The organism is Umezawaea tangerina, assembly GCF_003002815.1.
GTDB classification, from domain to species: domain Bacteria; phylum Actinomycetota; class Actinomycetes; order Mycobacteriales; family Pseudonocardiaceae; genus Umezawaea; species Umezawaea tangerina.
In genome coordinates, this window is the sequence record NZ_PVTF01000012.1 from 40537 (window position 1) to 62752 (window position 22216).

The window sequence follows — 22216 nt, forward strand, 5'->3', positions numbered from 1 at the left end:
AGAGGGGCACCCGCCCATGCTCCCAGAATCAGAGCCATCCGTGTTCCTCGGCCAGCCGCACGGCCTCCGCCCTGGTCCGGGAGCCGGTCTTGCCGATGGCGGAGGACAGGTGGTTGCGCACCGTCCCGTCGGACAGGTGCAGCGCCTTGGCCAGGTCGGACACCGTGCCGCCGTCCCGCGCGCGCAGCAGCACCTCGCGTTCGCGGTCGGTCAGCGGACTGGCCCCGCTGGCCAGCGACTCGGCCGCCAGCACGGGGTCCACGACCCGCAGCCCCGCGTGCACGCGGCGGACGGCGTCGACCAGCTGCTCCGGCGGGGCGTCCTTCACCACGAAGCCGAGCGCGCCCGCGGCCATCGCCCTGGACAGGTAGCCGGGGCGGCCGAACGTCGTGCACACGATCACCCGGCAGCCGGGCAGCGCGACCTTCAGGTCGGCGGCCGCGGTGAGCCCGTCCTTGCCGGGCATCTGCACGTCCAGCAGCGCCACGTCGGGCCGCACCCGCCGGGCCGCCTCGACGACCTCGTCGCCGGAGCCGACCTGCGCCACCACCTCGATGTCCGCCTCCAGGCCCAGCATCGCGGCGAGCGCGCCGCGCACCAGCGCCTGGTCGTCGGCCAGCAGCACCCTGATCACGCGACCTCCGCCCGCAGCAGGTACCCGCCGTCGGGCAGCGGACCCGCGGCCAGCCTCCCACCGACCCCGCGCAGCCGTTCGGCCAGACCGGTGAGACCGGAGCCGCTCGGGGTGTCCCCCTCCCCGCGGCCGTCGTCGCGCATCTCCAGCCACGTGTCGCCCAGCCGCACCTCGCAGCGCGTCGCGCGGGAGTGCCGCAGCACGTTGGTGACCCCTTCCCGCACCACGTACCCGAACACCTCCTGCAGCTCCGGGCGGACGTTGTCGACGGCGTGCGGCAGGTCGGGTTCCACACCCGCCGCCCGCAGCGCGGCGCGCGCGCCGACGACCTCCGTGGACAGGGACACCTGCCGGTAGCCGGACACCGTCGCGCGCACGTCGCCCAGCGCCTGGCGGCCCAGCTCCTCCACCTCGCGGACCTCCTCCAGCGCCCGCCCGACGTCCCCCGAGCTCTCCAGCACGCGCCGGGCGAGACCGGCCTTCACGGTGATCGTGGTGAGGCTGTGGCCCAGGATGTCGTGCAGGTCGCGGCCGAGCCGGTTGCGCTCCTCGGCGACGGCGAGGGCGGCGATCTCGTCGCGGGCCTTCCGCAGCTCGGCGTTGGCCCGCAGCATCCGGCCCATGAACGTCATCCCGAACGAGACCGAGAGCAGCGTGCCGAACTGGTCGAAGTCCGAGCCGACCTCGCCGAACAGGAACGAGGCGGCGACCAGCAGGACCAGCACCGAGCCGTCGATGACCACGGCGGGCACGAACGGCAGGATCATGGCGGTCGCGGACATCACGTAGACCATCAGCCCGGACGAGCCGAGCCCCAGACCGGCGACCACCGCCAGGCCGACCGCGGTGAGGGCCAGGCTGCCCACCACCCGCGTCCGGACGGGCTTGTCCACCCAGACCAGGAACGGCATGGCGAGCCAGCCGAGCGAGTAGACCACCAGACCGGTGACCAGGAGGACCTTCCGCCACAGCGGCTGGTCGTCGACCACGACCCCGTAGACGATGAACGGGATGTAGAGCCCCAGGAACAGCAGCCCCACCAGTACCCAGCGGGATCCCCCGCGCCACATGCCCTCAGCCGCCCGAGCCACACCGGTCACCGTAGGCCTCAGACCCGTGCGGTGTCCGTCTGGAACCGCTTGGCGGCGACGAGCCCGAGCCCCAGGACCCAGGCGCCCAGCACCAGCACCGCGGTGCCCAGGTCGGCGCCGCCCACGAGCGGGGCCTGGCCGACCAGCTTCACCCAGTAGGTCGGCATGACGTGCATGACCGCGCTGAGCCAGCCGGGCGCGACCTCGGCGGGGATCCAGATGCCGCCGAGCAGGCCGAACGCCATCGACAGCACGCCGGTGAGCGCCTGCATGCCGTCGGCGGTGGCCAGCAGGCCGATGACGATGCCGATCAGCACGAACGGGAGCGTGGCCAGCCACAGGCCGCCCGCGACCTCCACCCACTGCACGGCGGACATCCGCACGTCCTCGAACAGCGCGCCGACGACCATCACCAGCAGGATGCCGGGCAGCGCGACGACCATGCCGAGCGCGCCCTTGGTGAGCACGTAACCCAGGCTGCTCAACGGGGTCAGCCGCAGTTGGCGCTGCCAGCCTGAGCTCCGCTCGACGGCGATCCGGGCCCCCGCGGCCAGCGGCGCGGACATCAGGCCGAACACGGCCATGTTGAGCATCAGCGACGTGGTGACCGGCAGCCCGTTGGGGAACACCTGCCCCTTGGCGCCGTAGAGGTTGACGAACAGCAGGAACATCACCGTCGGCATGATGACGGTGAACATCAGGTACCGGGTGTTGCGGACGGCGCGGCGGACCTCCAGCGCCAGGAACCGGGCGTTCACTTGGTCTCCTCGGAGGAGGCGGTCAGCGCGAGGAAGGCGTCCTCGAGGCCGACGGCGGCGATCTCGATGTCGTGGGCGGCGGGCCAGAGCACCAGCAGGGCGCGCAGGGCCGCGTCGGAGTCGGAGCAGGCGAGCGCGGCGCTGTCGCCGCGCAGCTCGACCGCCTGCACGCCGGGCAGCTCGCCCAGCGCGCCCGCGGTGGCGCCGGGGACGACGGCGCGCAGCGTGCGGCCGGACACGGTCGCCCGCACCTCGGCCACGGAGCCGTCCGCGACGATCCGGCCCGAGCGCATCAGGACCACCCGGTCGGCGTACTCCTGCGCCTCCTCCAGGTAGTGCGTGGCGAACAGGACGGTGCGGCCGGAGTCGGTGTACTCGCGCATCCCGCGCCAGAACTGGCGGCGGGTCTCCACGTCCATGGCGACGGTCGGCTCGTCCAGCACGAGCAGGTCCGGGTCGCACACCAGCGCCAGCGCGAACCGGACGCGCTGCTTCTGGCCGCCGGAGAGCTTGGTGCACCTGCGGTTCGCGAGGTCCGCGATGTCCGCTTTGGCCAGTGCCTCGGCGACCGGCAGCGGCTCGCGGTGCAGCGCGGCGACCAGACCGACGGTCTCGGCGACGGTGGCGTCGTCGAGCAGCGAGCCGCTCTGCAGCATCGCGCCGATCGTGCCGGACACCACCGCGTCGCGCGGCGACTGGCCGAACACCGAGATGTCGCCGCGGTCGGGGGCGGTCAGCCCCAGCAGCATGTCGACGGTCGTGGACTTGCCCGCGCCGTTGGGGCCGAGCAGGGCGACGACCTCGCCTGGTGCGATGTCCAGGTCGACGCCGTCGACCGCGTGGACCTCGCCGTAGCTCTTGTGCAGCCCGGTCAGGGTCACCGCGGTGCGGAGTGCGGTTGTTCGCGTCATGGGACGATCGTGGCGCCGGGGTTGCTCCGACCGAGGGGTCGACCGTCACGACCTGACCATGACAGGTGTCACGGCCGGCAAAATCCCCCCATGCCCGCATCTGAGCCCACCATCCTGGCCACGTCCGGCGGTTACCGGTCCGGCCACCGCACCGACCTGGAGTTCGGCAAGCTGGTCCACTTCGCCGTCGAGCTGTCCGGGGTGGACGGACGGCGACCGGCCGTCTGCCACGTCGGCACCGCGGGCGGTGACCAGCGCTCGGACAACGCCCGCGTGTCCGAGGCGGGCAGGCTGGTCGGCTGGGACGTCTCGCACCTCAACCTGTTCACCATGCCGCACACCGACGACCTGCTGGGCTTCGTGCTCTCCCAGGACGTGCTGTGGGTCGGCGGCGGGTCGGTGGCGAACCTGCTGGCCGTGTGGGAGGTGCACGGGCTGGGCGACGTGCTGCGGCAGGCGTGGCGGGCCGGTGTGGTGCTCAGCGGCGTGTCCGCCGGGTCGATCTGCTGGCACGTGGGCGGCACGACCGACTCGTTCGGACCGGAGCTGCGGGTCGTCAGGAACGGGCTGGGGCTGCTCCCCTACGGCAACGGCGTGCACTACGACTCCGAGAAGACCCGCCGACCGGCCGTCCACGCCGCCGTGGCGGCGGGCGAGCTGCCGCTCACGTACTGCACCGACGACGGCGCGGGACTGCTCTACCGGGGTACCGAACTAGTCCAAGTGGTGTCGGAGAACGGCCGCGGCGGTGGTTACGTAGTGCAACGGGACGAGTCTTCAGGAACCGCACAGGAGGAAAAGCTCGACATCAGGAGGCTGTAGAGCGTTCAGTTAATAACTGTGGGTGAACGCAAACGACGGGTCGCGCTCTACGGAGTGATCGCAACGATGGTGGCGATCGCGTCCTCGGCGTTCGTCGCCTACGACACCGGGACGCCGACGGCCGTGCAGTCCGCGGCCGCCGACGCCAGGGTCCACGCGGCGCCGCCGCTCGCCGCCGCGGCGCCGTCCGCCGACCCGTCCACGTCCTCGGCCCCGCCGACCACCACGACGACCGCCCCGCCCGCGCCCCAGCCCGACCTCGGCGCGGGACTGGCCTCGGCGGAGCAGGTCGCGGGCGACTCGGTGGACCTCGGCGTCGCCGTGCTCGACCTGCGCACCGGCGACCTCGTCGGCAGCGGCGGCGACAAGCAGTTCTACTCGGCGTCGCTGAGCAAGCTGCTGCTCGTGGTCGACATGCTCGACCGCCGCGCCGAGGGCGACCTGGAGCTGTCCGACGACGACCTCGACCTGGTCGACCGGGCGCTGAGCTACAGCGACGACGGCGCCATGGACGTGATGTGGACGCGGTTCGACGGCATGGCCGCCATCGACCGGGTCGCGGCGCGGCTCGGGCTGACCGGGACGCACGCGCCCGACGACCCGTCGCAGTGGGGCGAGGTCGTGGTCACCGCCGACGACATGGTCCACCTCTACCAGTACGTCCTGCTGAAGATGCCCGAGGCGGACCGCGACCTGGTCGTGGACGCGCTGTCGGGCGCGCAGGAGGAGGCCGCCGACGGGTTCGACCAGTTCTTCGGGCTGCTCGACCAGAACGCGCGCGGCAGCCGTGCCGCCTACGCCAAGCAGGGCTGGATGTACTACCTGCCGAGCGACGTGTACCTGCACAGCGCGGGCGTCGTGGACAACCGCTACGCCGTCGCCGTGCTCACCGTCCAGAGTGGAGTGTCCACCGACACCGCCAAGGACAAGGTCGCGCAGATCGTCGGCGCCACCCTCACACCGCTGCCGAACACGTAGGAAAACCCTTCCAGCGCATAGAAAAAGGCCACCCCGCCGCCGAGGTGGCCTTCTTCCTACCGCGTACGGGTACGCGGAAGCCGTGTCACTCCTTGCAGGTCTTGCCCTTGTTGACGCAGTTCACGAGGCGGCTCATGATCCGCTGGGACATGACGTTCGCGAAGTCGTCGTGGTCGCTGAGCGGGTTGTGGCTCTCGAACGGGAACGAGTCCACCTTGTACTGGCCCTTGAGCTGGATGTCCCTCGGGATGTCGTAGGTGAGGGTGGTGCGCAGCTGCGGCACGGCCTTGAAGCCGTCGGCGCACTTGCCGGTCGCCGGGTCCGGGAACACGATGTGCGTGCGGTGGTTCGCGGAGTCGGTGTTCTTGCCGTCCCAGCAGCTCGGGAAGTCGTGGATGCGCTTGACCTTCGAGCCCTCGGGGCAGATCACGTACTTGGCGATCTGGACCTTGTCCTCGAAGCCGGAGCAGGTCCACGAGTCGCGGGTGTTCTTGGTGCCGTTGATGGAGACCTTCGCGTCGCCGTAGAGGATGCGGAGGAACTTCGGCATCGCGGTGACCTTGCCGACCGGGCTGCCGCGGAAGGTGAGCTCGGCGCTCAGCGGGCGCTGCACCTCGCCGTCGTTGCCGGGCAGCTCGTTGTTGTCGTCGGGCTCGCCACCGGGGGCCTCGACCGGCGGGGTGTCGCCGTTCTCGGAGCCGTCACCGATGGGCGAGGGCTGGCCGGGGTTCTTCACCGAGCAGCGCGAGAGGGCGCCGAAGTCGATCGGCTGGCGGCCGGGACGGCCCAGCGCGAGGGTCATCCGGTCGAGGATGGCCTTCCGCTTCTCCAGCAACGGGTTGATGATCGCGGCGTCGACCTGGGCGGTGCCCTCGGCCTCGAGCTTCTGCTCGGCCTCGTCGGTGACCTTGTCGACCTCCTCGAGGGCCTGGTCGACGTCGGCCTGGGCCTCCTCGGGCACCTCGTCGAGCTTGCTCACGACGTCCGGGCACACGAGCTGCGGCTTCTTCTTGGACTTCGCGTCCGCGTCGGCGGCCTTCTGCTGGTCCTGCGCCTGCTTCGCGGCGGCGTCGACCTTGTTCTCCTCCTCCTCGTCCGCGGTGTCGATGCGGATGACGGGCCAGAAGTAGGTCGACTTGTCACCGTTCTTGCAGGTGGTCCCGGCGGCCTGGAGGCTCTCGTTGGTCGAGTTCGCGTTCGTCGACAGGTTGCCGACGTAGTCGTGGAGGTGCTCGGCACCGTTCTCGACACCGGGGGCGGCGATGAAGTTGTCGCCGTTGAAGTGGCCGTTCTCGTTGAGGCCGCAGTTGACGGTGAAGGTGCCCTTCGACGCGTTCTGCTGCTTCTTCACCTGCTTGACGTTCGGCTGCACCGTGGTGATGTCGACGAACTGCGAGATGTCGACACCGTCAGCGGAAGCCTGGTCGTTACCGGTGGTCGTCACCACGACCACGGCTCCGGCCGCGATCGCCACGGCAGCGCCGATCGAGGCGATCTTCGTTCTGCTGGAGATCTGGTGTCGTCCACCGGTCCGGGTCATTCGATGCTCACCTCTGTCGTCGGGGTGTTCGAGGACGGCGTTTGGAGGTCGCCTCACTGGGGCATACGCACGGTCGACGTGGCGCTCCTCAACCGTGTTTGCCTCGTTATCAATCCGTTACATAGGCGGTTGATCCCACCCGCAGTGCACGCACGGGTGCGCAAAGTTCGCATTCACGACACCTGAGGTGCGCGAACGGGTGAATCCGAGGCCGGTTCACGGCCGTTCGGAGACTGCCTGTGACCGGGTGTTCGGCCTTGAACGCGAAACAGGGCCGCCTCCAAAGGAGACGGCCCTGCTCGGGGAGAACGGTCTAGCAGCCGACCAGGCGGGCCGCCAGGTAGCCCTCCAGCTGGTCCATGGCCACCCGCTCCTGCGACATGGTGTCGCGCTCCCGGACGGTCACGGCGAGGTCGGTGAGGGTGTCGAAGTCGACCGTCACGCAGAACGGGGTGCCGATCTCGTCCTGCCGCCGGTACCGGCGGCCGATCGCCCCGGCGTCGTCGAAGTCCACGTTCCAGTTGCGGCGCAACGAGGCCGCCAGGTCCCGCGCCTTCGGCGAGAGGTCGGCGTTGCGCGAGAGCGGGAGCACGGCGACCTTCACCGGGGCCAACCGGCGGTCCAGCTTGAGCACCACCCGGCGGTCGACACCGCCCTTGGCGTTGGGGGCCTCGTCCTCGTGGTAGGCCTCCAGCAGGAACGCCATCATCGGACGGCCCACGCCCGCCGCCGGTTCGATGACGAACGGCCGGTAGCGCGAGTTCGTGGCCTGGTCGAAGTAGGAGAGGTCCACGCCGGAGTGGTTGGAGTGCGTGGTGAGGTCGAAGTCGCCGCGGTTGGCGATGCCCTCCAGCTCACCCCACTCCTGCCCGCCGAACCGGAACCGGTACTCGATGTCCACCGTCCGCTTCGAGTAGTGGGACAGCTTCTCCTTCGGGTGTTCGTACTGGCGCAGGTTCTCCTTGGACAGCCCCAGGTCCGTGTACCAGCGCGACCGCTCGTCGATCCAGTACTGATGCCATTCCTCGTCGGTGCCCGGCTCGACGAAGAACTCCATCTCCATCTGCTCGAACTCCCGCGTGCGGAAGATGAAGTTGCCGGGCGTGATCTCGTTGCGGAACGACTTGCCGATCTGGCCGATGCCGAACGGCGGCTTGCGGCGCGAGGTCGTCTGCACGTTCAGGAAGTTCGTGAAGATGCCCTGCGCGGTCTCCGGGCGCAGGTAGTGCAGGCCCTCGTCGGTCTCGACCGGACCGAGGTGGGTCTTGAGCAGGCCGTTGAACATCTTCGGCTCGGTGTACTCGCCGCGGGTGCCGCAGTTCGGGCACGGCACGTCGGACAGGTCGCCCTCCGCGACCTCCTTCGACGTGCGCTCGGCGTACTCCTCCACCAGGGTGTCGGCGCGGAAGCGCTTGTGGCAGGAGTTGCACTCCACCAGCGGGTCGACGAACGCCTCGATGTGGCCGGAGGCCGACCACACCTCGCGCGGCAGGATGACCGAGGAGTCGAGGCCGACGACGTCGTCGCGGCCCTGCACCATGAACTTCCACCACTGCCGCTTGATGTTGTCCTTGAGCTCGACGCCGAGCGGCCCGTAGTCCCAAGCCGACCTGGTACCGCCGTAGATCTCACCGCACGGGTACACGAAGCCACGGCGCTTGCACAGGCTGACAACGGTTTCGACGCGATCGGCTGGCACTGCCACTCCAGGGGGTCGGAAAGAGAAAGAACCAAGCGTAACGCGGGTGCCCGCGCCTCTAATGGGCGACCGTGGCTCATCTGTGCCTACCCTGCGGGGATGGCGGACGAGTTGCGCGGCATGTGGGACTTCGCCGATCTGACGGCGACCGAGGAGCGGTTCCGCGCCAGGCTGGCGGAACCGATCACCGACGCCCACCGGGCGGAGGTGCTGACCCAGCTCGCGCGGGTCGAAGGGCTGCGCGGCGACTTCGCCGTGGGGCACCAGATGCTGGCCGACGCCGAGGCGCTGGCCGAGCCGGACTCCGCCGGGCGGGTGCGGGTGTTCCTCGAACGCGGGCGACTGCTGCGGTCGTCCGGGGCGGAACAGGAAGCGCTGCCGCTGTTCACCGCCGCGTTCGTGCTGGCCGGGCACCGCGGCGACGACTACCTCGCGGTGGACGCGGCGCACATGGCGGCACTGGTCGACAGCTCCGAGGAGTGGACCCAGCGCGGAGTCGAACTCGCCCGCCGGTCCGACGACCCGGAGGTGCGGGGGTGGATCGGCGCGCTGATGAACAACCTGGGGTGGGCGCTGCACGAGGCAGGACGGCCGGAAGAGGCGCTGAGGGCCTTCGAACAGGCGCTGGAAGCACGGGAGCAGGTACCGGGTCAGCCCTACGAGGTGGAGATCGCGCGGTACGCGGTGGCGAAGGTGATGCGGGAACTGGGGAGGGCGGCCGAGGCGGCGGAGCTGATGGGGAGGGCGGTGGAATGGGCACGGGGAGCGGGGGTGGCGGACGGGTGGTTCCACGAGGAGCTGGCTGAGGACTACGCGGCGCTGGGGTGGAGGGTGGAGGCGGCGGAGCAGGCGAGGGTGGCGTTGGGGTTGTTGGACGCGAACCAGGCGCCGGGGAGGGTGGGGAGGTTGAGGGAGTTGGCGGGGTTGGGGTGAGGGGGTTTGGTCTTGCGGTGTGGCTCGGTGTTCTCGCGGGTGTGGGCGCTCGGTGTCGGTGGCATGGACTTCGGGGGTGTCGCTGCGGTGGTTTCCGGGGGTGTCGCTACAGCTGTCTCCGGGTGCGGTCGGCTTGACTTGGGGCCCCTTTTTTGGGCTTCGTCGGGCGAAAAAGGGCAGGTGGTAGAGCCTGCCCGCCGACCGATTTTAAGCCCAAAAACCCCAAGTCAAGCCGACCGCACTAGCGGACGAGCACCGCTCGCTTCCAGCGTCGTTAGGCGCTTGTTGGCGCTTGTTGGCGCTTGTTGGCTGCTTCCAGCGTTGTTGGGCTGTTGCTGTTGTCCGTTGTGTTGGCGCTACCTGTGTTCTGCCGTCTTGGGGGTGTAGTCCGGTAGGGACAGGGAGGTTGCGGCGCGGGTGACGTTGTGGCCGAAGAGGTTCGTCTTGGTGAGTAGTGGGAGTAGGCGGGTCGTCTGGTTGCGCAGCCAGAGGGCGGTGCGGGTTTTGGGGATGAGGGTGTTGGGGCCCAGTGCCAGTGACTGGTTGCGTTCGACGAAGTCGACGAGGGTCCGCCGGTAGGACGTGAAAGCGTCGGTGTGGTTGTCGTGGGTGGCCAGTTCGCCCGCTAGGACGTAGGCGCCCACCACGGCGAGGCTGGTGCCTTGGCCGGCGAGGAATGAGGTGGCGTGGGCGGCGTCGCCGGTGAGGGCGACACGGCCGGTGCTCCAGGTGGGCATGCGGATCTGGCTGACGGTGTCGGAGAAGACGTCGGTGGCGGTGCGCAGGTCGGCGAGGAGCTGGGGTGTCTGCCAGCCGTCGGTGGCGAAGGTCCGTTCGGTGAGGCGGAGGGTGGCGTCGCGGTCGTGCGGTTCGCCTGCCGTGGGTGGCGGGCTGGTGAAGGCGAAGAAGGCGTGGACGTGGTCGGAGTGGCCGACGGCGTAGCGGGTGGTCATGCGGCCGGGGACGTTCCAGATGACGGCCTCGTGGTCGAGGTCGGTGCGGTTGGGGGCGGTGAAACCGGTGAAGCGGTAGCCGAGGTGGTGCAGGTACCGCTCCTCCGGGCCGAAGGCGAGGGCGCGGACGGTGGAGTGCAGGCCGTCGGCACCGATGACGAGGTCGAAGGTGCGGTGGGTGCCGCCGCGGAACGTGACGTCGACGCCGTCGACGCGGTCGTCCAGGGCGGTGACGGAGTCGTCGAACAGGTACTCGACGTCGTCGCGGGTGATGTCGTGGAGGGCTGAGGTCAGGGAGCCGCGGGGAAGCTCGATGTCCTCGGCGGCGCCGCCGGTGAGGGCCGCGGGTGACAGGGAGCCGACCGGTTCGCCGTCGGCGTCGACGAAGGTGATGCGGCGGGTGCGCGTCCGGGTGGCGGTCAGCCGGTCGAGCAGACCCGTGCGGCGGACGACGTCGACGGCGACGCCGCGCAGGTCGATCGGGTAGCCGCCGCCGCGGACCCCGGCGGCGGTCTCCACGACCGTCACGCGGAAGCCGTACCGGTGCAACCAGAAGGCGAGCGTGGGACCGGCGACGCTCGCGCCGGAGATCAGGACGCTGCGGGTGCGGGACATGACGACTCCTTAGGTACACACATGTTCCCTATCGAAGGTAGCCAGGCGCGATAAGGTACGCAAGTGAGCCTTGAAGCGGGAAGACGTCGACGTGGCAGCGAACTGGAGACCGCGATCCTCGACGCGGCGTGGGGACTGCTGGTGGACAGCGGCTACGGGGCGTTCACGATCGAGGCGGTGGCGGAGCGGGCGAGGACGAGCAGGCACGTGCTGTACCGGCGGTGGCCCACCCGCGGCGACCTGGCGCTGGCGGCGATCCGGCACGGCTCGGCGGAGCACACCGCGCTCCCCCCGGACACCGGGTCGCTGCGCGGGGACGTGATCGCGTTGATGACCAGGGCCAACGAGGACCGGTCACGGGTCACGGCGATGCTGAGCGTGCACCTGGGGACGTACTACCTGGAGACCGGGACGACGCCGGCGGACCTGCGGCAGTCGGTCACCGGGGAGGACGCGGGCCACCTGGAGGAGATCCTCCGGCGCGCGGTCGGGCGTGGCGAGATCCCGTCGGCGGACGTGCCCGAGCGGGTGCGGAACCTGCCCGGCGACCTGCTGCGCGACGAGGTGCTGATGACGCTGGCGCCCGCGTCGGACGAGACGATCGCGTCGATCGTGGACGAGGTCTTCCTACCGCTCGTCCTCAAGCCCTAGCGGGGCGTTGCGGTGGGGCCGGAGGCTTCGCCCAGGCGGACGGTGCCCGCGTCCTGGGCGAGGAGGCTGGTTTGGCGGGTGACTGAGCTGTCGGAGGCGATCAGCACGGGTTCGTAGGCGGCCGGTTCGTCGACCAGGGCCTCGGAGAGGAGGGGGATGACGTGTTCGCGGACGTCGAACGGGGAGAGGGCGCGGCGGTAGGCGACGACGGAGTCGAACTCGACGGTGAGGACCCAGCGGTCGGGTTCGTCGGTCGACCGGCTGAGCAGGCCCCGGCGGCAGCCGGGGTGGGCGATCAGCAGCTCCAGGGCCCGGCCCGCGCGTGCGGTGAAGTCGGCGACGTCGGGTTGGGGCACGGTGAACCGGCACACGAGCAGCACAGTGCAAGGATGCCACGGTGCCCTACGACCCCAAGCGCACCCTGATCCCCGGCAGCGGACCGCTGGCGAAGGTGCCTCCCCTGTTGGCGTTCCTGCTGGTGGCAGGCTTGTTCGCGGGTGGGGTGCTGCTGCGCGGCGTGCTCGGCGCGAGCCTGCTGGGGGTGCTGCTGCTGGGCGTGCTCGCCCTGCTGGCGGCGACCTGGCGGACGCTGCCACCGGCCGCGCGGGTGCTGCGGGTGCTGGTCGTGCTGGTCCTGGTGGCCGTCGCCATCTCGGTCCTGCCCGGATAGCGCCTAGGATTGGTGCTGATAATCCATTCCACCTAGGGCCGGAGAAGGTGCGTGCGCTTGACCCAGGACGCGACGACGGTCCCCGTGCGCGGCGAGCACACGCACACCCCCGGACGGCACGTCCCGGAACCGGCGCCACCGAGGTCGGGGCGGACGCTGGCGGCGGCGGGAGAGCTGCTGCGCGCGCTGGCGGCGCCGGTGCGGATCGCGATCGTCCTGCAGCTGCAGGAGGCGGAGCGGTGCGTGCACGAGCTGGTCGAGGCGCTGGGGGTGGCGCAGCCGCTGATCAGCCAGCACCTGCGCGTCCTCAAGGCCGCGGGCGTGGTGCGGGGTGAGCGGCACGGGCGCGAGGTCGTGTACCGCCTGGTGGACGAACACCTCGCGCACATCGTGGTCGACGCGGTCATCCACGTCGAAGAGGGTGGTGCCGCGACCCGTCCGGTGGTCGCAGGCGTCGACGAGACCGACCGGACGGAGGATCTGTGACGACAAGCGAGCGCCCGAACACCGCTGTTCCAGGGCTGCGCTCGACCAGGCAGCGCACGGCGGTGTCCAAGCTGCTTGACCAGCTCGACGAGTTCCGCTCGGCGCAGGAGCTGCACGAGGAGCTGCGCAAGCGTGGCGAGGGCATCGGCTTGACGACGGTGTACCGCACCCTGCAGTCGCTCGCGGACGCGGGCGAGGTCGACGTGCTGCGGACGGACTCCGGCGAGGCGATCTACCGCCGCTGCTCGGCGCACCACCATCACCACCTGGTGTGCCGCACCTGCGGGCGCACCGTGGAGGTGGAGGGGCCCGCCGTGGAGAAGTGGGCGGACCGGATCGCGGCCGAGAACGGGTTCTCCGAGGTCAGCCACACCGTGGAGATCTTCGGAACCTGCGCGTCCTGCACGAAGGGATGAGGATCGGGCGCCCGGTGCGGGCGCCCGTCCCTCAGCTCTCGTAGGTGTCGGTGGGCGTCGCGATCGGGGCGATGTCGGAGACGGTGAAGGTCGGCACGTACGCCGTGTCCTTCGTGGCCGAACCGGGGACGACCTTGCCGGTGACCTCGACCCACTGGTCGGTCGGCATGGCCTCGAAGCCGGAGCCGGTCATCCGGACCTTGATCGGGGACGCGTCGGCCGCGCAGCAGGAGATGGCCAGGCGGGCCACGTAGGTCGCGTCGTTCTTGCGCACCACGAACCCGGTCAGCTTCACCGTGCGGTCGTCGAGCGAGCCGGAGTCGTCCCACGCGGTGCGGGTGACGAACTCGGTGAGGCTCATCGGAAGCACGTCGCCCGCGGGCAGGGCGGCGAAACCGTTGCCCTTCTTGGTCTCCTGGGCCGCGTTGCGGTCCGAGCGGTTGACCGTGTCCGCGCCCAGCGCGGGCGGGCTGATCAGGAACACCGCGAGCACCGGCAGCAGCAGCATCCACGGGCTGCGGGATGCCTTGTGGCCGTGGGCGTCGTGGCTGTCGGCGGCGTGGCCACCGGCGTGCGCGGTGTCCTCGGTGTCCTTGGCGCCCTTGAGGTCCCGCGCGATCGCGATGACCGCCAACAGGATCATGACGGCGCCCGCGGCGATCAGCAGCGGCTGCAACCCCGCCTTGACGTAGCGCAGGTACATGTCGGTGAAGCTCAGCTTGAGCAGTGCGCCGCCGAGCAGGATCAGCAGGATGTTCTGCGTCTCGCGCCTCACAGGAACACCGCCCCGGCGGCCAGTGCGCTCGCGATGGCCACGAAGAACGTGGCGGGGGCGAAGCGGGAGGCGAAGCGGCGGCCGAAGGTGCCCGCCTGGAGGGCGAAGAGCTTGACGTCGACGGCGGGGCCGACGACCAGGAAGACCAAGCGGGGCAACAAGGGCAGCGCGCTCATGGAGACGGCGACGAAGGCGTCCGCCTCGCTGCAGAGGGCGAGGATCACGGCCAGCAGGGCCATGACGATGACACCGAACACCACCTGCGTGCCGAGCGCCTCCAGCCACGCGGTCGGCACCAGGACGTTGAACGCGGCGGCGAAGACCCCGCCCAGCACCAGGAAACCGCCCGCCTCCACGAGGTCGTGGCGGGCGGTCTCGGCGAAGACCAGCCAGCGCGAGGTGCCCTCCTTCTCCTCGAGCTTGCGCAGCGCGCGTTCGGCGATCCACTCGGCCTTGCCGAAGCGCGTCCACAACCAGCCCATGACCACGGCGGTGAGCAAGGAGCCGACGAAGCGGGCGGGCACCATCATCGGGGCGTCGCGGAACGCGACGGCCGTGGCGACGAGGACGATCGGGTTCACGGCGGGGGCGGCGAGCAGGAACGACAGCGCCACCGCCGGGGGCACGCCCTGCTGCATGAGGCGGCGGGCGACCGGCACGGACGCGCACTCGCAGCCGGGCAGCGCGACCCCGGCCAGTCCCGCGACGGGCACGGCGAGCGCGGTCCGGTTCGGCAGCAGCCTGCGCAGCGCGCCGGCGGGCACGAACGCCGCGATGGCACCGCTGATCAGCACGCCGAACACCAGGAACGGCATGGCCTGCACGCACACCGCGACGAAGACGGTGGACGCCGTGCGCAGCTGCGGCACGTTGAGCACACCGACCAGCCAGTCCTGCAGGACCAGCGCCAGCACCAGCAGCAGGCAGAGCACCTCCAGCGAGGTGACCTTCCCGCGCAGGGGCCCTCGGCCGGACGGCCGCGAGCTCCTGATCTCGGAAGTGATTGTCACTTCCGGGATGATGCCAGGCGATCCGGCCGCCGCTCCACCCGCCCGAGGTCGGGTTCCCGGCGAAAACCGGAAAGCGGGGCGGTGAACGGCACATTCACCGCGAAAGTCGGACCGCACGACCACCCGCCCGTGGCACCGGCGGACCGCGCGCCACCGCCGGGACGTCCGGGCGAACCGTTGACAGAGACGTGGGTCACAGGTCACAGTGCACGCGGTTGTAACGTTTCAATCCCCTGCAGAGGAGCCCTGACGTGAGCCGAACGCGCGACGGCAACGGTGCCGTCAGACCCCTCCTCCGCGGTCTCGGGGCCTGCCTCGCGGTCGCCGTCGCGGCCGCGCTGTGCACCTCGCCCGCCTCGGTCGCCGATCCTGCGGACCGGGGGCACGGCGGTGGGGACAACCTCGCTCCCGCGAGCCGCACCGTCACCCCGGTCGAGGTCACGCGGACCACCGGCACCGTGGCGGAGTCCGGCAACGTCCTGCGCGGCCGCACGACCACCCTGAGCGGCCACGGCTCCTCGGTGACCCTCGACTTCGGCAAGGAGGTCGGCGGGATCACCGGTGTGCGCTTCCCCGGCTCGGGCACGTCGGGCGAGCGGCTGGGGCTCGCGTTCACCGAGTCGTCGCTCTACATCGGCACCACCAGCGACGCGAGCAACGGCGGCCCCGGCCCTGACGGCGCGCTGACCGCCGACGTCGTGCCGGGGTCGACCTGGACGGTGCCGCGAGCCGAGCAGCGCGGCGGTTTCCGCTACCTGACCCTGTTCGTGGACTCCGCGGGCTCGATCGCGATCGACCGGGTGTCCGTCGAGATCACCTTCACCCCGACGATGACCGACCTGCGCGCCTACGAGAACCACTTCCACTCCAGCGACCCGCTGCTCAACCGGATCTGGTACGCCGGGGCGTACACGGTGCAGACCAACGTCATCGCGCCCGACACCGGCCGCGTCTGGGGCCCGCCCGGCTCGGGCTGGGACAACGGCGGCGTGGTGGGCGTCGGCGACGCGGTCCTGGTCGACGGCGCCAAGCGCGACCGCACGGTGTGGCCCGGCGACCTCGGCGTCTCCGTGCCGACGGAGTTCGCCTCCCTCGGCGACCTCACGCCGACGCGCAACGCGCTGACCACGCTCTACCAGCACCAGACCGCGGCCGGTGAGCTGCCGTTCGCGGGACCGCAGGTCAACTTCTACTCCTCGGACACCTACCACCTGTGGACGCTGGTCGGCACCGCGAACTACGTCCAGTACACCCACGACCTGGCGTGGCTGCGCGACACGTGGGCCGGCTACCGCAGGGCGCTCGACTTCGCGCTGGCGAAGGTGGGACCGAACGGCCTGTTCCGGGTGACCGGTGCCAACGACTGGGCGCGGGGCGGGCAGGGCGGCGAGAACATCGCGGCGAACGCCCTTGCCTACCAAGCACTCCTGACCGGTGCCGAGCTCGCGGACCTGGTCGGCGACCCGTCGGCGGCGGCGTGGCGGGCCACCGCGGCGGGCGTGAAGACCGCGGTGAACGCGACCCTGTGGGACGAGCAGGCGGGCCTGTTCCGCGACAACCCGACCAGCGCGCTGCACCCGCAGGACGGCAACTCGCTGGCGGTCTGGTTCGGCCTCACCGACTCGGCGGCCCGCTCGCACCGGATCAGCGCCTCGCTCACGCTGAACTGGAACGCCTACGGGGCCACGACTCCCGAGAAGGGCTCCGAGATCGGCACCTTCCCCGGCTCGATGGAGGTGCAGGCGCACCTGGAGGCTGGTGACACCACCCGCGCGCTGGAGCTGGTCCGCCGCGAGTGGGGCTACATGCTGGACTCGCCGATCGGCACCGGCAGCACGTTCTGGGAGGGCTACCTCGCCGACGGCCGGCCGGGGTACGGCGGCGCGTACATGAGCCTGGCGCACGGCTGGGCGACCGGCCCGACGTCCGCACTCACGTTCTCCGTGCTCGGCATCCGGCCGCGGTCGGTCGGCGGCGGGTACGTCATCAGGCCGCAGCCCGGTGACCTGACCAGCGCCGAGGGCTCGTTGAAGACCCCGCTCGGCGACATCGCGCTCTCCTGGTCGCACAACGCGCGCAGCGGCTCGTTCACCGGACGGCTCACCGCCCCCACCGCCGCCGTGGACCGGGTGGAGATCCCCACCTTCGGGGCGAGGACCGCGGTCCGGGTCAACGGGAGGCCGGTCTGGAACGGCACGCGCGGCCTGGCCTACGGCGCGCACCTGGAGGACGGCTACGTGGTGCTGAAGGGCCTGCCCGCGTGCGCCGTGCTGGACAGCCGGACGGTCGGCACCACCGAGTCGGGTCTGGCCGTGGCGGTCACCTCGGCGGACAGCGCCCCGGTCCGGGTCGGCGAGGACCACACCATCGCGGTCACCGTCACCGCCCAGGGCGGCAAGGCGCTCAGCGGCAAGGTCGAGGCGGTCGTACCCGCCGGGTGGACGACGACGCCGGCGACGTTCGGCCTCGACCCGGCCAAGGGGTCCACCAGCGCCGTGGTGAACGTCCGCGTGCGCGCCCCGGCGGGCGGGACCGGTGGTCAGCCGCAGATCCGGATCAAGGCGACCAGCGGTCGGCTGACCGCCGAGACCACCACGCGGCCGACGGTCTTCGGCGAGTGGCCCGCGGGTGTCACGGCCCTGGCGTCCAGCGAGGCCGCGCCCAACGTGTTCGAAGGGCAGCCCCGCACCTACTACGCGGGCAACGCCGTCGACCGCGACCCCGCCACGTTCTGGAACGACGCGTCGCCGGGGCAGTTCCCGGACACCCTGACGCTCACGACCCCCGCGCCGGTCACGCTGGCGGGCACCGGCTTCCAGTCCATAGTGGACGGTGTCGTCACCGACTTCGCGATCCAGACCCTGGAGGGCACGACCTGGACGACGCGGGCCACCGTCACCGGGAACACCGCGCTGACCCGGTGGGTGCCGTTCGACCAGCCCGTCACCACGACGGGGGTCCGGCTCGTCGCGACCGGGTCGCAACCGCAGAACGGCAACTACACGAGGGTCGCCGAGCTGACGCCCTGACCGGAGGGGGGAGGCGCGTGCGGACGCGCCTCCCCCGGTCGTCAGGGGGTGGTGGGGTCGGTCGCCGCGAGCAGCCTGCGGAACGTGCGCTCCATGCCCGCGCGGACCTCCTCGGGGGTCGGCGGCTCGAAGTCGTCCGCGATCTCCTCCTCGACGAGGTCGGTCTCACCGAGGTCGAGGTCCACGTGGGTGCCGTTGACCTTCGGCTCCACGAGCGGACCGTCGAGCTCCTCGATCTCCTCCTCGGCCTCGCGCAGCTCGTCGATGGTGGCCAGCACCTCGTCCGCGCTGAGCACCGGCATCATCGGCTCGACGACGGCGAGCATGCCGTCCTCGGCCAGTGCGACCGCCTCGGCCAAGGCGACCGCGTGGGCGCGCTCGTAGGGGCCGCAGACGAAGGAGTCCCACTCCTCGCCGCCCGACGGCTCGAACGTCACCACCCAGGGGAACTCCAGCACAGCGGAGTCCTCGTCCGGCTCGTAGATGATCACGCCACCCATCAGGGGGTCCTTTCCTGGTTGCCCGACTCCTTGTCGGCGAGCAGCTCGCCGCGCAGTTGGGAGGCGGTGGAGACCACGAGCATCAGCAGGGTGCTGAGTGGTTCGGGCTTCATGCCCTCGGCCGGGAACGCGTACCGCAGGGTCACGTCCATGCCGCGTTCGGTGTGCACGACGCCGAGCGTGCCGAACAGGCCCTGCCCGGCCCGCTCCGCCGCGGACACCGCGAGGTCGCGGTCCTCCGGGAGGTCCCAGGCCACGACGCAGGTCAGGCTCAGGACGGTCAGGCCCTCGGCCAGCTGCATCGCCTGGATCGCGCACGGCACCTCGCCGTGCAGGAAGCTCAGCGCGCCGTCGTCGTCCACGTGCACGTCGTGGAACAGCTCGAGGGCCTCGCGGGCGGAGGTCAGCAGTGCCGCGGTGATGGCGGCCGCGTCGGCGTCGGTCACGGGGTCTCCTCGTCGGGCTTGTCGACCATGGGGGTGTCCTCGGCGCCGCCGAACCGGCGGTCGCGGCGCGCGTAGACCTCGCACGCCGCCCACAGGTCCCGGCGGTCGAAGTCGGGCCACAGGATGTCCTGGAACACCAGTTCGGCGTACGCCGACTGCCAGAGCATGAAGTTGGACGTGCGCTGCTCGCCCGACGGCCGGATGAACAGGTCCACGTCGGGCATGTCGGGCTGGTACATGTACCTGGCGAGCGTGCGCTCGTCGACCTTGTCCGGGTTGATCTTCCCGGCGGCCGCGAGGCGGGCGATCTCGCGGGCGGCGTCGCCGATCTCGGCCCGGCCGCCGTAGTTGATGCACATCGCCAGGTTCAGCTCCCGGTTGCCCTTGGTGCGCTCCTGCGCGTCCTCCAGCTCGGAGATGACGCTGCGCCACAGCTTCGGCTTGCGGCCCGCCCACCGCACCCGCACGCCGAGCTCGTCCAGCTCGTCGGTGCGGTTGTGGATCACCTCGCGGGTGAAGCCCATGAGGAAGCGGACCTCCTCGGGGCTGCGGCGCCAGTTCTCCGTGGAGAACGCGTACAGCGACACCCACTTCACGCCCAGCTCGATCGCGCCGCGGGCGACCTCGACCACGACGCCCTCGCCGCGCTTGTGGCCCTCCACCCTGGACAGGCCGCGCTGGTTGGCCCAGCGGCCGTTGCCGTCCATCACGATCGCCACGTGCCGCGGCACGAACTCGGCCGGGATGGCGGGCGGCTTGGCGCCGGAGGGGTGCGGGTCCGGAGGTCGTGGGACGCGCGTCTCGGGTTCGGCCCGCCTTCGGCGCAGCATGGTGTGGTGGTTCCTCTCGAAGACTGTGCGGCGGCCGAACTTTAGCCGTCGACCGGTCGCGCCGTGCGCTCGACCAGTGGTAGCGACCGCAGCTGCCGCTCCATGTGCCATTGCAGGTGAGCTGCGACGAGTCCGCTGGCGTCGCGGCGCGCGCCGGTCGGCAGCGCGTCCACCACGTCCCACTCGCCGTGCAGCAGCGCGACCAGCAGCCGCAGCGTCTCCGCCGACGGTGTCGCCGAGCCCGCGGGGCGGCAGTTCGCGCACACGACACCGCCCGCCTGGACGTTGAACGCCCGGTGCGGACCGGGTTCGCCGCAGCGCGCGCACTCCTCCACGGCGGGCGCCCAGCCCGCGATCGACATGGCGCGCATCAGGAACGCGTCCAGCACCAGCGACCCGTCCCGCTCCCCCGCCGCCAGCGCCCGCAGCGCACCGGTGACCAGCAGGTACAGCCGCAGCGCGGGTTCGCCCTCCTCGGCGGTGAGCCGGTCGGCCGTCTCCAGCACCGCGCACGCCGCCGTGTAGCGGGAGTAGTCGCCGACCAGGCTGACGTGGAACGCGTCCAGCGTCTCCACCTGGGTGACGACGTCCAGCGAGCGGCCGGGGTAGAACTGCACGTCCACGTGCCCGAACGGCTCCAGCCTGGCCCCGAACCGCGACGACGTGCGGCGCACGCCCTTGGCCACCGCCCGCACCTTGCCGTGCTTCTGGGTCAGCAGCGTGATGATCCGGTCCGCCTCGCCGAGCTTCTGCACGCGCAGGACGATCCCCGTGTCGCGGTACAGGTTCGCCATCTAGAACCCCAGACGGCGCAGCTGCTTGGGGTCGCGCTGCCAGTCCTTGGCGATCTTGATGTGCAGGTCCAGGAACACCTTGCTGCCCAGCAGCGCCTCGATCTGCTTGCGCGAGGTGATGCCCACCTGCTTCAGCCGCTCGCCGCGGTGGCCGAGGATGATCGCCTTCTGGCTGGTGCGCTCCACGTACAGGTTCGCGTGCACGTCGATCAGGTCGTCGCGACCCTCGCGCGGCGCCATCTCCTCGACCAGCACGGCGATCGAGTGCGGCAGCTCGTCGTGCACGCCCTCCAGCGCGGCCTCGCGGATCAGCTCGGCGATCAGCGTCATCTCCGGCTCGTCGGTCAGGTCGCCGTCCGGGTAGAGCGGCGAGCCCTCCGGGAGCCGGTCGAGCAGCAGCTTCTCCAGCGTGTCGACCTGGTAGCCGTCCACCGCGGAGACCGGGATGATCTCGGCGAACTCCATGATGTTCTGCAGGGCCATCAGCTGCTCGGCCACCTGCTGCTGCGGCACGAGGTCCGTCTTCGTGATGATGCCGATCACCGGGGTCTTCTTGGCGATCTTCTGCAGCTCGGCGGCGATGAACTTGTCACCGGGACCCACCTTCTGGTCCGCGGGCACGCAGAAGCCCACCACGTCGACCTCCGACCAGGTCTCGCGGACCAGGTCGTTGAGCCGCTGGCCCAGCAGCGTGCGCGGCCGGTGCAGACCGGGCGTGTCGATGAGGATCAGCTGGCCGTCCTCGCGGTGCACGATGCCCCGGATGGTGTGGCGGGTGGTCTGCGGCTTGCTTGACGTGATCGCGACCTTGGTCCCGACCAGCGCGTTGGTCAGCGTCGACTTGCCTGCGTTGGGACGGCCGACGAAGCACGCGAACCCTGAGCGGTAACCATCCATCCGTCCATTGTCCCTGGTGTCACCGGCACTGCTGCGCCAGCCCTCGAAAGCCCTTCCGGCGAACGCCTTCAGCCCCAGCCGCGGGGCCGCCGTGCGCGCGAACCAGGCCAGGTGGTGGCTCGCGCCGTCGTGGGCGGGGACGACCGCGCACCAGTCGTCCCGGTCGAGCAGCGCGCGGACGCGGTCGCGCCGCGCCGGCCGGTGGTGCGCGATCGTGCCCGCGACCAGGTAGCGGTCGACGGTCGGCCGCTGGTCGGCGAGGTGCCCGAGGTAGGCCTCCAGGACCTGGTCGGCGGGCGGGTAGTGGTCCAGCGTCGTGCCGACGCCCTCGCAGTCCGCCATCGCCATCAGCAGCCTGCCGGTGTGGTCGACCAGCTCGTCGTCGACGTCGGTCGCGGTGATCGCCGCGTGCAGGTGCGCCGCGGTCGCGACCTGGCCCGCGAAGTAGCCGTCGAGCCCGCCGCCGAGGGCCCGGCGCAGCAGCCACGGCCGCGCGGCCGATCCGCCGACCCGGCACAGCGACTCGACCACGGACACCCGTCCCCAGTCCGCCACCCGGTCACCGAGCCAGAGCAGCGCCTCGACGCCGCCGTGCCGACGTTCGAGGGCGGAGGCCACCAGCGGTCCGAACGCACGGGACAGCAGGCCGGTGGTGCGGATGAGCGGGATGTCCTCCTCCGCCCACCCCGCGGCCAGCAGCGCGAGGCCGACCGCGACGGCCGACCGGTGCGTTCCGCGGCGCACCAGCCACCGGCCCGTCCCCTGGGCCACCTCCGGG

The 22216-nt window shown here is 71.2% G+C and carries 23 protein-coding genes; 8 read left to right on the forward strand and 15 right to left on the reverse strand.

Annotation, left to right across the window (positions count from 1 at the left end; genetic code table 11):
* Positions 1-28 precede the first annotated feature (28 nt).
* Genes CLV43_RS34180 through CLV43_RS34195 form a run of 4 tightly spaced genes read right to left on the reverse strand, consistent with a single transcriptional unit; the run spans position 29 to position 3394 of the window.
* A complete protein-coding gene (locus CLV43_RS34180) occupies positions 29-634 on the reverse strand; it encodes a response regulator transcription factor (RefSeq protein ID WP_106192584.1) in 606 nt (201 codons plus the stop codon).
* Entirely contained in the window at positions 631-1725 is a 1095-nt protein-coding gene (locus CLV43_RS34185) for a sensor histidine kinase (RefSeq protein ID WP_146175009.1), read from the reverse strand. Before CLV43_RS34185 ends, CLV43_RS34180 begins: the two co-directional genes overlap by 4 nt.
* Positions 1726-1742: 17 nt before the next feature.
* A complete protein-coding gene (locus CLV43_RS34190) occupies positions 1743-2483 on the reverse strand; it encodes an ABC transporter permease (protein ID WP_106192588.1) in 741 nt (246 codons plus the stop codon).
* Complete coding sequence (locus tag CLV43_RS34195) at positions 2480-3394, reverse strand: ABC transporter ATP-binding protein (protein WP_106192589.1); 915 nt, start codon at positions 3392-3394, stop codon at positions 2480-2482. The genes CLV43_RS34190 and CLV43_RS34195 overlap by 4 nt, the downstream gene beginning before the upstream one ends.
* A gap of 90 nt (positions 3395-3484) precedes the next feature.
* Between CLV43_RS34195 and CLV43_RS34200 the strand changes: the two genes are divergently transcribed.
* Both CLV43_RS34200 and CLV43_RS34205 read left to right on the forward strand, forming a co-directional pair.
* Positions 3485-4216: a Type 1 glutamine amidotransferase-like domain-containing protein gene (locus tag CLV43_RS34200; protein ID WP_106192591.1), complete on the forward strand. Its 732-nt coding sequence runs from the start codon at positions 3485-3487 to the stop codon at positions 4214-4216.
* 66 nt (positions 4217-4282) lie between these two features.
* A complete protein-coding gene (locus CLV43_RS34205) occupies positions 4283-5194 on the forward strand; it encodes a serine hydrolase (protein ID WP_106192593.1) in 912 nt (303 codons plus the stop codon).
* Positions 5195-5279: 85 nt separating this feature from the next.
* Here CLV43_RS34205 and CLV43_RS34210 read toward each other — a convergent pair whose 3' ends face one another.
* Both CLV43_RS34210 and CLV43_RS34215 read right to left on the reverse strand, forming a co-directional pair.
* Positions 5280-6734, reverse strand: coding sequence for a DUF1996 domain-containing protein (locus tag CLV43_RS34210; RefSeq protein WP_106192594.1), 1455 nt, complete (start codon positions 6732-6734; stop codon positions 5280-5282).
* Between the two features lie 313 nt (positions 6735-7047).
* Positions 7048-8433 carry a glycine--tRNA ligase gene (locus CLV43_RS34215; RefSeq protein WP_106192596.1) on the reverse strand — a complete coding sequence of 462 codons (1386 nt, stop codon included), beginning with the start codon at positions 8431-8433 and terminating at the stop codon, positions 7048-7050.
* Positions 8434-8532: 99 nt separating this feature from the next.
* On the opposite strand from CLV43_RS34215, the gene CLV43_RS50175 reads away from it, so the two are divergent.
* Positions 8533-9366, forward strand: a complete 834-nt coding sequence (locus CLV43_RS50175; protein ID WP_106192598.1) for a tetratricopeptide repeat protein — start codon at positions 8533-8535, stop codon at positions 9364-9366.
* A gap of 356 nt (positions 9367-9722) precedes the next feature.
* Here CLV43_RS50175 and CLV43_RS34225 read toward each other — a convergent pair whose 3' ends face one another.
* Positions 9723-10934 carry an FAD-dependent monooxygenase gene (locus CLV43_RS34225; RefSeq protein WP_106192599.1) on the reverse strand — a complete coding sequence of 404 codons (1212 nt, stop codon included), beginning with the start codon at positions 10932-10934 and terminating at the stop codon, positions 9723-9725.
* A 63-nt stretch (positions 10935-10997) separates the two neighbouring features.
* Between CLV43_RS34225 and CLV43_RS34230 the strand changes: the two genes are divergently transcribed.
* Complete coding sequence (locus tag CLV43_RS34230; RefSeq protein WP_106192601.1) at positions 10998-11585, forward strand: TetR/AcrR family transcriptional regulator; 588 nt, start codon at positions 10998-11000, stop codon at positions 11583-11585.
* On the opposite strand, the gene CLV43_RS34235 is transcribed toward CLV43_RS34230, so the two are convergent.
* Complete coding sequence (locus tag CLV43_RS34235; protein ID WP_106192603.1) at positions 11582-11965, reverse strand: antibiotic biosynthesis monooxygenase family protein; 384 nt, start codon at positions 11963-11965, stop codon at positions 11582-11584. The genes CLV43_RS34230 and CLV43_RS34235 overlap by 4 nt on opposite strands.
* 17 nt (positions 11966-11982) lie before the next feature.
* Between CLV43_RS34235 and CLV43_RS34240 the strand changes: the two genes are divergently transcribed.
* The 3 genes from CLV43_RS34240 to CLV43_RS34250 are packed head-to-tail and all read left to right on the forward strand — an operon-like array spanning position 11983 to position 13157.
* Positions 11983-12255: a hypothetical protein gene (locus CLV43_RS34240; protein WP_245887175.1), complete on the forward strand. Its 273-nt coding sequence runs from the start codon at positions 11983-11985 to the stop codon at positions 12253-12255.
* 57 nt (positions 12256-12312) lie between these two features.
* Positions 12313-12741, forward strand: coding sequence for an ArsR/SmtB family transcription factor (locus CLV43_RS34245; protein ID WP_106192604.1), 429 nt, complete (start codon positions 12313-12315; stop codon positions 12739-12741).
* Complete coding sequence (locus CLV43_RS34250; RefSeq protein WP_106192606.1) at positions 12738-13157, forward strand: Fur family transcriptional regulator; 420 nt, start codon at positions 12738-12740, stop codon at positions 13155-13157. Before CLV43_RS34245 ends, CLV43_RS34250 begins: the two co-directional genes overlap by 4 nt.
* A gap of 31 nt (positions 13158-13188) precedes the next feature.
* On the opposite strand, the gene CLV43_RS34255 is transcribed toward CLV43_RS34250, so the two are convergent.
* Entirely contained in the window at positions 13189-13932 is a 744-nt protein-coding gene (locus CLV43_RS34255) for a TIGR03943 family putative permease subunit (RefSeq protein ID WP_106192607.1), read from the reverse strand.
* Positions 13929-14942: a permease gene (locus CLV43_RS34260; RefSeq protein ID WP_106192609.1), complete on the reverse strand. Its 1014-nt coding sequence runs from the start codon at positions 14940-14942 to the stop codon at positions 13929-13931. Before CLV43_RS34260 ends, CLV43_RS34255 begins: the two co-directional genes overlap by 4 nt.
* A gap of 251 nt (positions 14943-15193) precedes the next feature.
* On the opposite strand from CLV43_RS34260, the gene CLV43_RS34265 reads away from it, so the two are divergent.
* Complete coding sequence (locus CLV43_RS34265) at positions 15194-17971, forward strand: alpha-L-rhamnosidase-related protein (protein WP_106192611.1); 2778 nt, start codon at positions 15194-15196, stop codon at positions 17969-17971.
* Positions 17972-18012: 41 nt separating this feature from the next.
* Here CLV43_RS34265 and CLV43_RS48710 read toward each other — a convergent pair whose 3' ends face one another.
* The 5 genes from CLV43_RS48710 to era are packed head-to-tail and all read right to left on the reverse strand — an operon-like array spanning position 18013 to position 21438.
* On the reverse strand, positions 18013-18471 hold the full coding sequence (locus CLV43_RS48710) for a hypothetical protein (RefSeq protein WP_211304693.1): 459 nt from the start codon (positions 18469-18471) through the stop codon (positions 18013-18015).
* Positions 18471-18917 (reverse strand): hypothetical protein, encoded by a 447-nt coding sequence (locus CLV43_RS34275; protein WP_106192612.1) that lies wholly within the window; start codon positions 18915-18917, stop codon positions 18471-18473. The genes CLV43_RS48710 and CLV43_RS34275 overlap by 1 nt, the downstream gene beginning before the upstream one ends.
* The gene (locus CLV43_RS34280; RefSeq protein ID WP_106192614.1) at positions 18914-19747 is read right to left on the reverse strand and encodes an isoprenyl transferase; all 834 of its coding nucleotides are present in this window, start codon (positions 19745-19747) and stop codon (positions 18914-18916) included. Before CLV43_RS34280 ends, CLV43_RS34275 begins: the two co-directional genes overlap by 4 nt.
* A gap of 41 nt (positions 19748-19788) precedes the next feature.
* Positions 19789-20541 carry a DNA repair protein RecO gene (recO, locus tag CLV43_RS34285; protein WP_106192615.1) on the reverse strand — a complete coding sequence of 251 codons (753 nt, stop codon included), beginning with the start codon at positions 20539-20541 and terminating at the stop codon, positions 19789-19791.
* Positions 20542-21438, reverse strand: coding sequence for a GTPase Era (gene era, locus CLV43_RS34290; RefSeq protein ID WP_106193013.1), 897 nt, complete (start codon positions 21436-21438; stop codon positions 20542-20544).
* Positions 21439-22216 lie beyond the last annotated feature (778 nt).

Excerpts from the sequence above, each read along its gene's own strand:
- recO (WP_106192615.1), bottom strand. The coding sequence starts at position 20,541 with ATGGCGAACCTGTACCGCGACACGGGGATCGTCCTGCGCGTGCAGAAG.
- CLV43_RS34210 (WP_106192594.1), bottom strand. The coding sequence starts at position 6,734 with ATGACCCGGACCGGTGGACGACACCAGATCTCCAGCAGAACGAAGATC.
- CLV43_RS50175 (WP_106192598.1), top strand. The coding sequence starts at position 8,533 with ATGGCGGACGAGTTGCGCGGCATGTGGGACTTCGCCGATCTGACGGCG.
- CLV43_RS48710 (WP_211304693.1), bottom strand. The coding sequence starts at position 18,471 with ATGGGTGGCGTGATCATCTACGAGCCGGACGAGGACTCCGCTGTGCTG.
- era (WP_106193013.1), bottom strand. The coding sequence starts at position 21,438 with ATGGATGGTTACCGCTCAGGGTTCGCGTGCTTCGTCGGCCGTCCCAAC.
- CLV43_RS34205 (WP_106192593.1), top strand. The coding sequence starts at position 4,283 with ATGGTGGCGATCGCGTCCTCGGCGTTCGTCGCCTACGACACCGGGACG.
- CLV43_RS34200 (WP_106192591.1), top strand. The coding sequence starts at position 3,485 with ATGCCCGCATCTGAGCCCACCATCCTGGCCACGTCCGGCGGTTACCGG.
- CLV43_RS34225 (WP_106192599.1), bottom strand. The coding sequence starts at position 10,934 with ATGTCCCGCACCCGCAGCGTCCTGATCTCCGGCGCGAGCGTCGCCGGT.
- CLV43_RS34280 (WP_106192614.1), bottom strand. The coding sequence starts at position 19,747 with ATGCTGCGCCGAAGGCGGGCCGAACCCGAGACGCGCGTCCCACGACCT.
- CLV43_RS34195 (WP_106192589.1), bottom strand. The coding sequence starts at position 3,394 with ATGACGCGAACAACCGCACTCCGCACCGCGGTGACCCTGACCGGGCTG.